The organism is Pseudoalteromonas sp. Isolate3 (assembly GCF_022398505.1).
GTDB lineage: Bacteria > Pseudomonadota > Gammaproteobacteria > Enterobacterales > Alteromonadaceae > Pseudoalteromonas > Pseudoalteromonas apostichopi.
In genome coordinates, this window is the sequence record NZ_JAKEVN010000118.1 from 1 (window position 1) to 12,383 (window position 12,383).

Annotated in this window: 11 protein-coding genes; 2 read left to right on the forward strand and 9 right to left on the reverse strand. The window is 40.9% G+C overall.

The window, feature by feature from the left end:
• The first annotated feature begins 68 nt into the window (after positions 1-68).
• On the forward strand, positions 69-773 hold the full coding sequence (locus L1D46_RS17345; protein WP_130052460.1) for a hypothetical protein: 705 nt from the start codon (positions 69-71) through the stop codon (positions 771-773).
• 217 nt (positions 774-990) lie between these two features.
• Here L1D46_RS17345 and ppiC read toward each other — a convergent pair whose 3' ends face one another.
• The 7 genes from ppiC to L1D46_RS17380 form a co-directional block, all read right to left on the reverse strand.
• On the reverse strand, positions 991-1,269 hold the full coding sequence (gene ppiC, locus L1D46_RS17350) for a peptidylprolyl isomerase PpiC (RefSeq protein WP_055021968.1): 279 nt from the start codon (positions 1,267-1,269) through the stop codon (positions 991-993).
• A gap of 63 nt (positions 1,270-1,332) precedes the next feature.
• Complete coding sequence (locus tag L1D46_RS17355) at positions 1,333-1,965, reverse strand: lysoplasmalogenase (RefSeq protein WP_130052461.1); 633 nt, start codon at positions 1,963-1,965, stop codon at positions 1,333-1,335.
• A gap of 58 nt (positions 1,966-2,023) precedes the next feature.
• Positions 2,024-2,422 carry a DCC1-like thiol-disulfide oxidoreductase family protein gene (locus tag L1D46_RS17360; protein ID WP_130052462.1) on the reverse strand — a complete coding sequence of 133 codons (399 nt, stop codon included), beginning with the start codon at positions 2,420-2,422 and terminating at the stop codon, positions 2,024-2,026.
• Positions 2,423-2,424: 2 nt separating this feature from the next.
• Positions 2,425-3,447, reverse strand: coding sequence for a zinc-binding dehydrogenase (locus tag L1D46_RS17365; protein ID WP_130052463.1), 1,023 nt, complete (start codon positions 3,445-3,447; stop codon positions 2,425-2,427).
• A 13-nt stretch (positions 3,448-3,460) separates the two neighbouring features.
• The gene (locus tag L1D46_RS17370) at positions 3,461-4,867 is read right to left on the reverse strand and encodes a TolC family protein (RefSeq protein ID WP_130053013.1); all 1,407 of its coding nucleotides are present in this window, start codon (positions 4,865-4,867) and stop codon (positions 3,461-3,463) included.
• A complete protein-coding gene (locus L1D46_RS17375) occupies positions 4,860-8,006 on the reverse strand; it encodes a multidrug efflux RND transporter permease subunit (RefSeq protein ID WP_130052464.1) in 3,147 nt (1,048 codons plus the stop codon). Before L1D46_RS17375 ends, L1D46_RS17370 begins: the two co-directional genes overlap by 8 nt.
• Positions 8,007-8,012: 6 nt before the next feature.
• Entirely contained in the window at positions 8,013-9,179 is a 1,167-nt protein-coding gene (locus L1D46_RS17380; protein ID WP_130052465.1) for an efflux RND transporter periplasmic adaptor subunit, read from the reverse strand.
• A 118-nt stretch (positions 9,180-9,297) separates the two neighbouring features.
• Here L1D46_RS17380 and L1D46_RS17385 point away from each other — a divergent pair, with 118 nt between their 5' ends.
• Complete coding sequence (locus L1D46_RS17385) at positions 9,298-10,242, forward strand: LysR family transcriptional regulator (protein WP_130052466.1); 945 nt, start codon at positions 9,298-9,300, stop codon at positions 10,240-10,242.
• 12 nt (positions 10,243-10,254) lie between these two features.
• Here the strand turns inward: L1D46_RS17385 and L1D46_RS17390 are convergent, their stop codons facing one another.
• Both L1D46_RS17390 and L1D46_RS17395 read right to left on the reverse strand, forming a co-directional pair.
• Positions 10,255-11,298 carry a GGDEF domain-containing protein gene (locus L1D46_RS17390; RefSeq protein WP_130052467.1) on the reverse strand — a complete coding sequence of 348 codons (1,044 nt, stop codon included), beginning with the start codon at positions 11,296-11,298 and terminating at the stop codon, positions 10,255-10,257.
• A gap of 198 nt (positions 11,299-11,496) precedes the next feature.
• Positions 11,497-12,345: a DUF6279 family lipoprotein gene (locus L1D46_RS17395; RefSeq protein ID WP_130052468.1), complete on the reverse strand. Its 849-nt coding sequence runs from the start codon at positions 12,343-12,345 to the stop codon at positions 11,497-11,499.
• Between the last annotated feature and the right edge of the window lie 38 nt (positions 12,346-12,383).

The following is a 12,383-nucleotide window of genomic DNA, read 5'->3' on the forward strand; positions in this document are numbered from 1 at the left end:
AATGATAAATATAAAGAATCATCAAAATAGGCCGATATAAAATTACATCACTAAATCAGGGACGTATTATGAAGGTTAATTCTGGAAGTTTACCGCAACCACTTAATATTCAAAATGTGACTTTAGAGTCACCTATAAATGGCAAGGCTCTTTTAGAAACTGAGCTTAAAAAATTGGCGGATGACGTATATCATGAAAGCGCGCCTCCAGAGCTAAACCAAACGTATACCAAACCGCTGACGATGACATCGAGCCAGATAGACATAACTAAAACAGTTGATGACTATATGCATGAGCTAGCTGTTGCTACTGGTGAATTATATTTGCCGGGAGGTAGTGTGCCTAAGGCGGTAGAAAAAATGCTGTCTCCCTATGACTCACTTCTTTCAGATATAAATCGGCAGAACCCTTCATTGGCCTATAAAAATTGGGGAATCGCTATAAACCAATCTGGTGCTTTAGAAGCGACAGGCACAATTACAGGTTTTGAAAAAGAATTCTTAGAAGAAAAACTAAATGATTCAAAGGAACTAGTAAGCACTATATCTGATTTTAAATCTAATTTTTTAAAATATATTGTGCCTGAAAACCGAGGTTATGGAAGGTATGATGTTACGGCTGATAATTTTCTAGGTGTTTTCGATTTTAGAGAAATGCTTGAAAGTTCAAGGAGCAATGACGACTTCAAAAAGACATGGGAATACGAAACTAATTGGTTAAAATTGAATGATAATATCTTGTCACAGTTAAAAAGAAACGCCACAAGTTATTAGGCTTAGTGCCCATATTGTGCTGAAATGAATTCACAGCGTTCCTTACTAAATACTACCATGTAGTGGCATACTTTTATGCCTTAATTTAGTCATGACTCTTCAAATATTTTAACGCGTTTATGTCCAAAAATGAGTTAAAACCTAGCGTTTTAACTCACTGAAATGAAAAGTTTAAGACTAACAACGTGTCTTTTTAAATTTAGTGTGGCTTTAAACTTTACGTTCTGTATAGCACTTTGATTACATGCCAACCAAAGCGCGTTTTAACTAGATGTGGTTCTAAGATTTCACCGCTGAATGCTACTTTGTCAAACTGTGGCACCATTTGACCACGTCTGAATTCGCCCAAGTCGCCGCCTTTTTTACCCGACGGACAGGTTGAATGTTTTTTAGCTAGAGTCTGAAACTTAGCGCCTTTTTTAAGTTGCTTGATAATGTCTTCAGCTTGTTCTTTGTGCTTAACAAGAATGTGCAGTGCGTGCGCTGTATTTGCCATGGGAAATCTCGAAAATTAAAACGCGCGTATTTTATCACGGCAATTAACACTGAGCCACTGCGGCTATTTATGTTTACCTGTTGCTTGCAAAAAACCTGTCACCAAACAAAATTGCGCTAAATAATAACTACCCATGATTGCGATATCTGCATGCTCTATTTCTAAATAAAAACGATTAAGGCCTAGTATAGAGTCTGATATTACAAACACGGCACCACCTAACACTAAAAAACCGTTCGATTTATCAGTCATCCAAGTAAGGCTTGCCATTATGGTGAGCACCAACATATAAAAAAGCACGGGAATGAGCATGTCATTCAGGTTTGGGTAGAATAAGCAAAAAACGATGATGGCCAAAAATAGATAAAGGAGTACAACGTCTAGTCGCCAGTTTTTAATTGGCAACATGGTAATGATATAAAAAGTGTGGCTTACAAAAAATGCCGCTAAACCGCCTATAAACAGTTGCCCCGTATCAAGGGCTAGCAACACATCACCTAGTGCTGAAAAACTAAGAGCGAATAATAAAGTAATAAAAGTTCGATTTTGTAGCTGACTGCGCGCTTTTAACACCATCACAATCAAAAGGCCGATTGGTAATGTTTTAAATAACGCCATAAAAGGCTGAGGTAATGCTGGCTGTAAAAGCAATAAAGCAATGTAAAACGTACTTAAGATTAGGAAGAGAATGTTCATATTCTTATTATTGTTGTTTGTTCCCAATAAAGAGAATAGCAAGCTTTACTTTAAATGTTTATAAAAAATGCTGCTTTTGTTTTTCTGACAATAACTTACACTTTGTTTGTTTGCCGAAAAACCGATAACGATGACGGCCAACCCAATCATACACACGATCGCGAAAGCCTTTTGGCAGTAGCTTGAACACGTTAGCGACAGAGAATGGAAAACCTAATTTCGTTGCGATAAATAATACAGCATCACTTTGTTTATATAGCTGGTTTTTATCAATCACTAACATTGAGGAAAGTGGATCTTTGACTTTATATGCCTTTAATAAACGCTCACCTTTATCGCTTTGCATGGGGCATAACTTAAAGGTAATTTGCTTATCAAAGCGAAGAATAAACCGCACACAAAAATGGCACAGATTGCACTGACCATCAAACAAAATGACTGGGCAGTTAGTACGCAAGTTTAACCGCTTACTTGTACAACTTGTTTACCTGTAAAACCACCAGCAAGTTGTTTATTTAAAGCAGCTGAAACAGCCTCAGCGGTAAAGTCTACGGCATGGATTTGCGGCAATTTGATCTCGCCTCGCGCTGCATTATCAAGTAATAAGTTACCCATAAAGCTTAATCTTTGCTGAGCACATAAACTGTTCGCAAGCCATGCACCACCTAACGATACAATGCCAATATTGGGAGCGCGTCTAAACATAAGTTCTTGTTCAAACTTAGGTAATTCATTTAAACAGGCGATGCGACCACAAAAACGCATTAGCTCAACGTTGCGAATGGTGGTATCGCCACCGATACAATCAAGCACCGCGTCAAAGCCCTGCGGACCAAGTTCACGACGAATTTTATCCTGGAGTTTAGGGTCATTATAATCAAACACAACATCAGCGCCTAATTGCTTAAGTAACTTATGATTGTGTTTGCTGGCAGTGGTAAACACAGTCGCACCACGTTGCTTAGCAAACTGAATAGCGAATTGGCCAACGCCGCCAGCACCGGCGTCAATAAACAGTGAATCCCCTTCGCTTAGCTGCAACTTATCAAGGGCGATTAATGCCGTCATACCTGAACAAGGTAAGGTTGCAGCGTCTGCCGGAGATACATTATCTGGCACAACAGATACTGCATAGTTAGGCACTGTAGTGTATTCAGATAACACACCTTGGTCACCAAGGCTGGCATGCCATACAACACGCGCACCAACACCAGGGAATACACCTTTATTTGCTTGAACAACCACCCCAACAGCGTCATGGCCCAAAACATGAGGGTAATGCCATTTGCAAAAGCCTTGCTTTGCAAAGTTGGCATCACCATGATTTAAGCCCACATATTCAACTTTAATCAAGAGCTCATTGCCTTCAGGGCTCGGTACTGGCACAGAAAGCTCAGATAACGCAATCGCGTCATTCGGCTCAATCAGTGCAAGCGCGCGCATTGTTGACGGAAGATCTGTAGTTTGTTGAATATGTGACATTTAATACTCTGGGTTAAAGGTTGTTTAGTTCAAAGCTCCAACGACCATTAAACGCTTGATAAGCACTTACTTTGGCCTGTAATGAAGCAATTGTTGAATCAACAGCGTTCTCTTGCGCTATTAAAACATCCTGTCTCGCATCTAACAACTCTAAGTAAGGAATTTGTCCTTCTTGATACATTGCTTGAGCTTGACCAAATGCTTTATTCGCATAATTAAAACGCTGATCAGCATAACTTAACTGTTGCTGCTGTTTGACTAGCCTTTGTAAAGTAAGTTCACTATCGCTAATGGCGTTTAATACTTTACTTTGGTAGTTACTGTAAGCGGCTTCACTTAAAAATTGCTGTGCATCACGCTGAGCTAATAATGCAGGATAGCTGAGCAATGACCATTCAACTTTTGGCGTTACTTGCCATTGTTGCACAGTATCTTCTAAACCATTACTGGTTAAGCTCACCACACCTGCAAACCCTGCCAAACTAATATCAGGCAGTAACGCTTTTGAGGCTGCAACACTCAATGAATAAGCCTGACTAAATTGATACAAGGCACTGGTGATATCGGGTCTCAGTGCCATTGCTTCACTCGCTTTACTAAACGACACGCTAAATTGGTGGCTGAGTAACTCAGGCTCTTCGACCAATGTTATGTCGCTTGCAAGTCGACCGGTTAGCACCGCAAGGGTTGCTAAGTCGCGATATTGCAAGTAACTAAGCTCAGGAATAAGCGCTTGTTGTTGCTTTAACTGCGCAAGGGTGCGGTTAAGATCAAGCTCATTCGCAACACCCTCTTCTACTCGCGCTTTTAGTACATCAATACTTTGCTCGAGTGCCTCGATTTGCATCTCAATGATAGCTTGCTTTTGCACATTACCTTGATAGCTGACATAGCCTTGCACCACAGCTGAAACCACTTCAACCTGTAATGCTCTTAGCTGCTCTGCTTGGTTTAATGCCCCCGCATTAGCAGCATCGACTAACGCGGTAATACGGCCGAACAAATCAAGCTGCCAATTAACATTAACCCCAGCGTTTGATTGACGTGTAATAACGCCATCTAAGCTGCTGCGCTCTGCACCTACGCTTAGGCTGCCCTGCGGATAATATTCCGCGCGGGCTGCACCTAAACGGGCAATGGCTGCATCAAGTTGAAGTTGACTGGTTTTTAGGTCGTGATTCATTGCTAATGCATCAGTCACTAAATTATTTAACTGGGTTGAATCTAAACGACGCCACCAGTTATTCTCGCTCGCGCCTTCGTTTTGTTCACCAATTTGTGTATCACTTACAAATTGCGTCAGGCTAACTTGCTGCTCTTGCATATCTACGCTTTGTGCGCAGCCAGCTAATACACCGGCTAACAGCATTGCACTTAAAACTTTGCCTTGTTTAAAGATTGCATGAAGAGGCTTATGCATCATCTTGCTCCTTCTGCGATTTTTTCGTTACTAACATATAAAACACCGGGGTGAACAATAAGCCGAACACGGTTACACCAATCATGCCTGAGAATACAGCGTTACCCATGGCATGACGCATCTCTGCACCTGCGCCTGTGGCTAAAACAAGGGGTACAACACCTGCTGTAAAAGCAATTGACGTCATTAAAATTGGACGAAGTCGTAAGCGACACGCTTTAATAATTGCTTCAAGATGTGTCATCCCACCTTTATGCTGATCTCGTGCAAACTCAACCATTAAGATGGCATTCTTACTTGCTAGTGCAACGAGTACAATTAATGCAATTTGCGTAAAGATGTTGTTGTCATCACCTACAAGCCACACACCTAACAAGGCCGAGAAAATAGTCATAGGCACAATCAAAATAATCGCCAGAGGTAGTCTTAAGCTCTCGTATTGGGCAGCAAGTACCATGAACACGAGCAATACAACGAGTGGGAAAACATACACCATGGTGTTACCCGCTAATATTTGCTGATAAGTTACTTCTGTCCATTCAAACTCGATACCATTTGGTAATGTATCGGCAAGAATTGCTTCAATCGCATGCTGCGCTTGGTCAGAGCTATAACCTGGCGCTGGGCTACCATTTAGTTCAGCTGTAGGGTAACCGTTATAGTGCATTACACGATCTGGCCCTGTTGTTGGCGTGACCGTTAATACAGAACCTAATGGCACCATCTCACCCATGCGGTTACGCACTTTAAGATTCAAAATTTGCTCAGGATCTTGGCGGTAATCAGCATCAGCTTGTGCATTAACCTGATAAGTTCGACCAAACAAGTTAAAGTCATTCACATACATCGAGCCTAAGTACACTTGTAAGGCATTGAATACTTCATCAAGTGGAATACCTTGAATCAGCGCTTGCTCACGGTCAATGTCGATATCCATTTGTGGCACTTGAATTCTAAAGCTTGAGTAAAGCCCCATTAATGCAGGGTCTTGCTGAGCTTTAGCAATGGTTGCTTGTAAGCTATTAAAGAGTGCTTCAAAGCCTTTATTAGCACGGTCTTCAATTTGTAGTTTAAAGCCACCAGTTGTACCTAAACCTTGAATTGGCGGTGGCGGGAATACCGCAACAAATGCTTCATCAATAGCGGCAAATTTTTGATTTAACTGAGCCGCAATCGCCATTGCTGACATACTCGGATCTTGACGCTCTTCAAAAGGTGCAAGCGGAGTAAACACAATGCCGCTATTAGGGCTATTGGTGAAACCATTAACAGATAAACCAGGAAACGACACCGTATTTGCAACACCCGGTACTTGTAATGCAATTTTTTCCATTTCTTGCACGACTTCTTGGGTTCTATCTAAGCTTGCCGCATCAGGTAACTGTGCAACAGCCACTAAATATTGCTTATCTTGCTGTGGAATAAAGCCACCCGGTACAGCATCAAATAATTTAACTGTGCCACCAACAAGCGCAATGTAGGCAACTAATACAATCACACTCATGCGAATCAGTTTTTGTACCAGCTTTTCGTAGCCATTTGCACCTTTATCAAACAAGCGATTAAAAGGCTTAAATAGCCAATTACCAAATACACGGTTTAATAGCTTAGTTAAACGGTCTGGTTTTGCATCATGACCTTTTAATAACAATGCCGATAACGCAGGCGATAGTGTTAATGAGTTAAATGCTGAGATAATCGTTGAAATAGTAATAGTTAACGCAAATTGCTTATAAAATTGACCAGATAAACCAGTAATAAATGCCGTTGGAATAAATACCGCACACAGTACAAGTGCAATGGCGATAATTGGCCCTGTTACTTCTGTCATGGCAACACGGGTTGCTTCGAGTGGCGACAAGCCTTGCTCAATATTACGCTCAACGTTTTCAACTACAACAATGGCATCATCAACAACAATACCAATGGCTAGAACCAAGCCGAATAACGACAAGGTATTGATTGAAACGCCAAGCCATTGCATAACTGCAAACGTACCAATTAAAGACACCGGTACCGCAATCAGAGGGATAACCGATGCACGCCACGTCTGTAAGAACACCACTACAACGATTACAACTAGCGCGATTGCTTCTAGTAGTGTTTTGATAACAGCATCGATAGAACCGCGTACGAAAATTGTTGGATCATAAACAATGTCATATTCAACACCCGCCGGAAAGTCTTTCGATAATAGCTTCATGGTTTCACGCACTTGATCCGAAAGCTCAATCGCATTAGAACCTGGGCGTTGAAATACTGGCATAGCAAGTGCTGGCTGACCATCGAGCATTGCTCTTAATGCATAGGTGTCTTGTCCTAACTCAAGGCGTGCAACATCACTTAAGCGTGTAAGCTGACCTTGTTCACCTACTTTGATGATCACATTTTCAAATTCTTCTTGTGAGCTTAAGCGCCCTTTTACGTTCATCAGAATTTGAAACTGATTTGTTTTCGATGTAGGTTGTGCACCTATACTACCCGCGGCAACTTGCTGGTTTTGCGCACGTAGTGCATTAACTACATCCATGGCAGTTAAATCACGTGCCGATAGTGCATCGGGGTTTAACCATACGCGCATTGAGTATTGACCACCACCAAACATACGTACATCACCCACACCCGGAAGACGTGCAATTTGGTCTTTGATATACAAGTCAGCATAGTTCGCTAAGTAAGTTGTATCATGCGTTTTTTCAGGTGAGTATAAATGCACTACCATGGTTAAATCTGGTGATGATTTTTCTGCTACGACGCCTAAACGCTGAACTTCTTGTGGTAAGCGTGGCAGTGCACTGTTTACACGGTTTTGCACTTGTACTTGTGCTCGGTCTAAGTCAGTGCCTAACGCAAAGGTAACTGTTAACGTCATACGGCCATCACTGGTTGCTTGCGAAAACATATACAACATGTTTTCAGTACCATTGATTTCTTGCTCAAGAGGTGTTGCAACAGTCTCAGCAATAACCGTTGGGTTTGCACCTGGGTAACTTGCTGTAACAACAACTGTTGGCGGCACCACCTCTGGATACTCACTCACTGGCAATTGAAATAACGAAATTGCCCCTGCGATGAGAAAGATAAGCGACAGCATCGCTGCAAAGATGGGTCGCTGGATAAAAAAGTGTGAAAATTTCATTTTGACCTACTGTTTAGCAACCAAATCTGAGTGATTATTTGAAAGAGTGAATGCAATACCGTCGCTATTAATCGTTACTTTATTAGGCGAAATTGGCATACCTGGACCCACACGAGCAGGACCGTTCACTGCAATCACATCGTTTTCGTTTAGTCCCGATTTAATTGCTCGTAAGCTGCCATAACGTTCACCAACAGTAACTAACTTATATTCAAGAACATTGCCTTCACCAACGGTTAGAACAAAACGATTCTTTAAATCTGTGCCAATAGCACGCTCCGGCACGATGACCTTTTCGCTTACTTTATTGCCTGCAAGCTTAATGCGGGCGAATGAACCAGCACGAAGTTGTTGCTCATCATTTTCAAACACGGCACGAACACGAAGAGTGCCTGTAGTTTCGTTAATTTGGTTATCAATGAAATTAATTTTGCCATTAAAGTTAAAGCTGGTTTCACCCACTTTTTGCATCACAACCGCTTGTTCACTTTGTGCCGTTACATCAGCAAATGACTGATTCCACGTGCGCTCATCAATATCAAAATAAGCATACATTTGCTGATTTGATACGATACTTGTTAACACACTTTGTCCGGCAAGTACGTTATTACCTTTGGTGATGTTGGCACGCGATACTACGCCATTTATTGGCGAGCGAACTTTCGTAAATGCTAAATCAAGCTCAGCTGCAGTTAGCTCAGCCTGAAGAGCAAGTAATTGTGCTTCTCGTTGTCTAAGGGTTGATTTACGAGACTCAGCTTGCTCAGTTGAAATCGCTTTACGCTCAGTTAAGCGCTCTGCGCGTTTTGCTTCACTTTTAGCTTGTTCAAGTGCTGCCTTGGCGCTTTCGATTTGCGCTTTTAAGCTATCAACCACTGCAGCAAAGGGACGTGCATCAAGGGTGAAAAGCAAATCCCCCTCTTTAACGCTATCACCTTCCTTAAAATTAATTTTGTCGATAACACCCGAAACACGTGGCATAAGCGCTACTTCTTGTGGTGCTTCTAAGCGCGTTGTATAGGTGTGCCAATTTTGTACGGGTTTAACCAGTACTTTTGCTACATCGATAGGTTGTAAATGCTGTTGCTGCGCTGCTTGGTTGGCTTCAGTACCGCACCCTGCAAGCGTTAAGCTCGCAATGGTGACAGCCACTGCAAGAATAGATTTGTTCATCACGACTCTCCTGTTAATAGATTGGAGACAATGTTACGGAACTAATTAGAGGATAAAAACGATAGATTTTTAAATTCATTAATGCCAGAATGGCACCAATAAATTTTAAGGAACTGCTATGGATACCACCAGCCGTTTATTAATGCTGCTTGAAGTGATTGAACGAGGCTCATTTGCTAAAGCTGCAGAGTCTAGAAATATAGACCGTTCTGTCATTTCGAAACAAATTAGCCGTCTTGAAGATGAGTTAGGGGTGCGCTTACTAAACCGTACAACTCGTTCTTTTTCGTTGACTGCTGCAGGCGCTGAAATGGTAAAAAAAGCAGCTGAACTCAGGGATTTATTATCAGATACTGTTAGACTGGCCGAGAACTATCACCAAGAACCTCGTGGCACGTTAAAAATTACCTCATCAAGTATTATCGGTAAAAGGTATATTCAACCAGTAATTAATGACTTTCAAAAACGTTTTCCGCAAGTTGAAGTTGAGCTTCGTTTAGACGACAGGCTGATTGACTTAGTATCAGAAGGCTATGACTTGGCTTTTCGTGTTGGCGAACCAAAAGACTCGTCATTTATTGCCCGTAAGATTGCCCGCAACCGTATGTTACTGTTGGCCTCACCAGAATTTATTAAAACTTACGGCATGCCAAAGCATGTTGAAGATTTAAAAGAGCTGCCTGCCGCTAGTTATTCAAGCCCAAGTAAACGCATTAGTGGTATTCGCTATCGTAATGCCGGTGGCGATATTATTGAGCAGGATATTAAAAGTGTCTTTCGTGCTAACGATGCGGAAGTACTTTTGATGAAGGCAATTTCAGGAAATGCCTATGTTCTTGCACCAGCATTTATTCTTGATGATGAGGTAAAACGCGGAGATTTAGTACCAATTTTAACCGATATGGAATTACTCGATTACAGCGCAGTGTACGCGGTTTACCCACATAGAGATTTACCAGTAAGAACACGTTTATTCTTTGATGCTATGCGTGAATACATTGGTAAAGATGTTCCTGTATGGGAGGCGAACATTCCTGATTTTGATACTATGTACAAAGGCTAAGTTTAAAAAGCACTAACTCGCTTTATTACGTTGTGCAAATTGTTCGCTTAACTCATAAGCCGTTACAACTCTATTTCGACCTTGCTGTTTTGCTTGGTATAGCGCATCGTCTGCACGCTTAATAAAGTTTTTAAGGGTTTGATTTGGCATGTAGCAGGCAACACCGATGCTAATAGTCAAATTGATCGCCTGCTCATCAATATTGTGGATAGTTGTTGATAAGTGCTCGCGCAGCATATCTGCAAATTCATATGCACTTTGCGGGTCGCTACCTGGTAAGAAGATAGCAAACTCTTCACCGCCAATTCGAAATACATAGCCTTTACTTATGCGTTGCCTAAAGAAACTGGTTACTTCAATTAGAATACGATCGCCAACATCATGGCCGTATTGATCATTTATATTCTTAAAGTAATCAAGGTCGAGCATTAAGATAAATAAGCCATTTTTGTTTTTCAGCTCAACTTCAAAATAATGGGTCATCGCCAACCGGTTACCTGCCCCTGTAAGTGGGTCAAGTAAAGCTAAGTTTTCGAGTCGTTTACCATATTCTGCACGACTATTCTCAAAGGTGTGAGACACCGCCCAAATACTGATGTACGTGAATGTAAAGTTGAGTAAAAAATTAATGCTATTAAGGGGCTCAAGACTTGATTTGGTGAAAAGAAAACCGCCTTGCAGTACCGCAACGACCAATGACAAAACTTTGCCATACTGTTTGCCTAATAATAAATAAAATAGAACCGGTAATGAGCAAGTCCAAATGAACAGCAAGCTTTTAATATTACTGAGGTAAGTACCCAATGTGACAAGTAGCGTTAAAAACACGCATAAGGTGAGCGACTGCCATAGATGACCATTGCGTTTTCGGGTATAAAAAAAGATATAAAAACAAAAGGATGCAAAAACGACTTCTAATGCACCAAGAACCCAAAAGTCATTTATAAAGAGATTAAAAACGGCGAATATTCCAGCTAGCACGCCAAGACAAAAGCCCATCCATTTAAGAACGGTATTTCGTAACGCTTGAGTGCCCCTTAGCGCCCCAATATCCATCCAGTTTCTCGTTATTGTTATAATTGCCTAATTTTAACGCGAAATAATAGATATAGGAACAAGTTATTAATAAAAAGTGCATAAAAATGCAGACGTTTTCATAAGCACAAGAAAAACTAATAGTTTTTAACTTTTATTTACAAATAATGAGATTCAAGCTAGCAGCAGTTTCACATCGCGTAAAAGCACACCTTGCAGCTAATCATCAATCAAGTCACTGACCTCTTCAATTAACTCATCAAACTCATCATGAATATTACGGCGCTGTTTGTCGGTTAATGTAGGCTTTAGCTCCAATAACAAGCTAACGTAGTTATCAAGGTTTTTATCATCGGCGGCAATTAACTCATCGCTCATAAAGGCAAAACGATCATTAATGATAACAGCGAGCTTGCTATCAAAGTCTGCTGGTTTTTCCTCTTGCATAAATAACGTTTTTAATGCATCTAAACGCTTTTGTTTGTATTGCATCCATAGTAAAAATGTACTTATACGGCTATTTGATGAATTTTCTATCAGTGTTTGTTGCTGTGCAGAGAGCTTGGTACCGAACCACTCTTTATAGTTTTCAAGGTTTTCTTCTAAACGTTCTTGAGCATGTTGCTCAGGTGTTTTCTCTTCGTGCTCTTTGTACTCATCGTTAATGTTTTCTTGTAAGGCAGCGACAAACTCAACTCGCTGCTTGTAAGTTAGTGAGTTAGCTAACTCAATAAGTTCGGGTTCAATTTTATCAACCAAGGTTTGCCAGTGTTGTTTTGCTTGCACAAAGTGTGCTTTAAGTTCGCTATGGTTAACTTGCTTATCTAACATAGATTTTAAGCTTTCGAGGTCACTCTTGTATAAAGGTAGCTGAGTTTCCCTGTGCCAATCACGACTGGTTTTGACAATATGCTTAAATTTATCAGCTTGGTCGCCATTTAGATCAACATAATCATCAATCCAAAACCCTGATAACCAGCCTAAGTTATTGTAAGTGAAGCTAGGAGAGCACCCCGCGACTGAAAACAATAAACTGAAAATTATTAGATACTTTGATAGCTTTTTCATTGTCTTTTTTTAAATCCTGTTTCTAAAACATAGTAAAG

Excerpts from the sequence above, each read along its gene's own strand:
- L1D46_RS17380 (WP_130052465.1), bottom strand. The coding sequence starts at position 9,179 with ATGAACAAATCTATTCTTGCAGTGGCTGTCACCATTGCGAGCTTAACG.
- L1D46_RS17375 (WP_130052464.1), bottom strand. The coding sequence starts at position 8,006 with ATGAAATTTTCACACTTTTTTATCCAGCGACCCATCTTTGCAGCGATG.
- L1D46_RS17355 (WP_130052461.1), bottom strand. The coding sequence starts at position 1,965 with ATGAACATTCTCTTCCTAATCTTAAGTACGTTTTACATTGCTTTATTG.
- ppiC (WP_055021968.1), bottom strand. The coding sequence starts at position 1,269 with ATGGCAAATACAGCGCACGCACTGCACATTCTTGTTAAGCACAAAGAA.
- L1D46_RS17390 (WP_130052467.1), bottom strand. The coding sequence starts at position 11,298 with ATGGATATTGGGGCGCTAAGGGGCACTCAAGCGTTACGAAATACCGTT.
- L1D46_RS17370 (WP_130053013.1), bottom strand. The coding sequence starts at position 4,867 with ATGCATAAGCCTCTTCATGCAATCTTTAAACAAGGCAAAGTTTTAAGT.
- L1D46_RS17395 (WP_130052468.1), bottom strand. The coding sequence starts at position 12,345 with ATGAAAAAGCTATCAAAGTATCTAATAATTTTCAGTTTATTGTTTTCA.
- L1D46_RS17345 (WP_130052460.1), top strand. The coding sequence starts at position 69 with ATGAAGGTTAATTCTGGAAGTTTACCGCAACCACTTAATATTCAAAAT.
- L1D46_RS17385 (WP_130052466.1), top strand. The coding sequence starts at position 9,298 with ATGGATACCACCAGCCGTTTATTAATGCTGCTTGAAGTGATTGAACGA.
- L1D46_RS17365 (WP_130052463.1), bottom strand. The coding sequence starts at position 3,447 with ATGTCACATATTCAACAAACTACAGATCTTCCGTCAACAATGCGCGCG.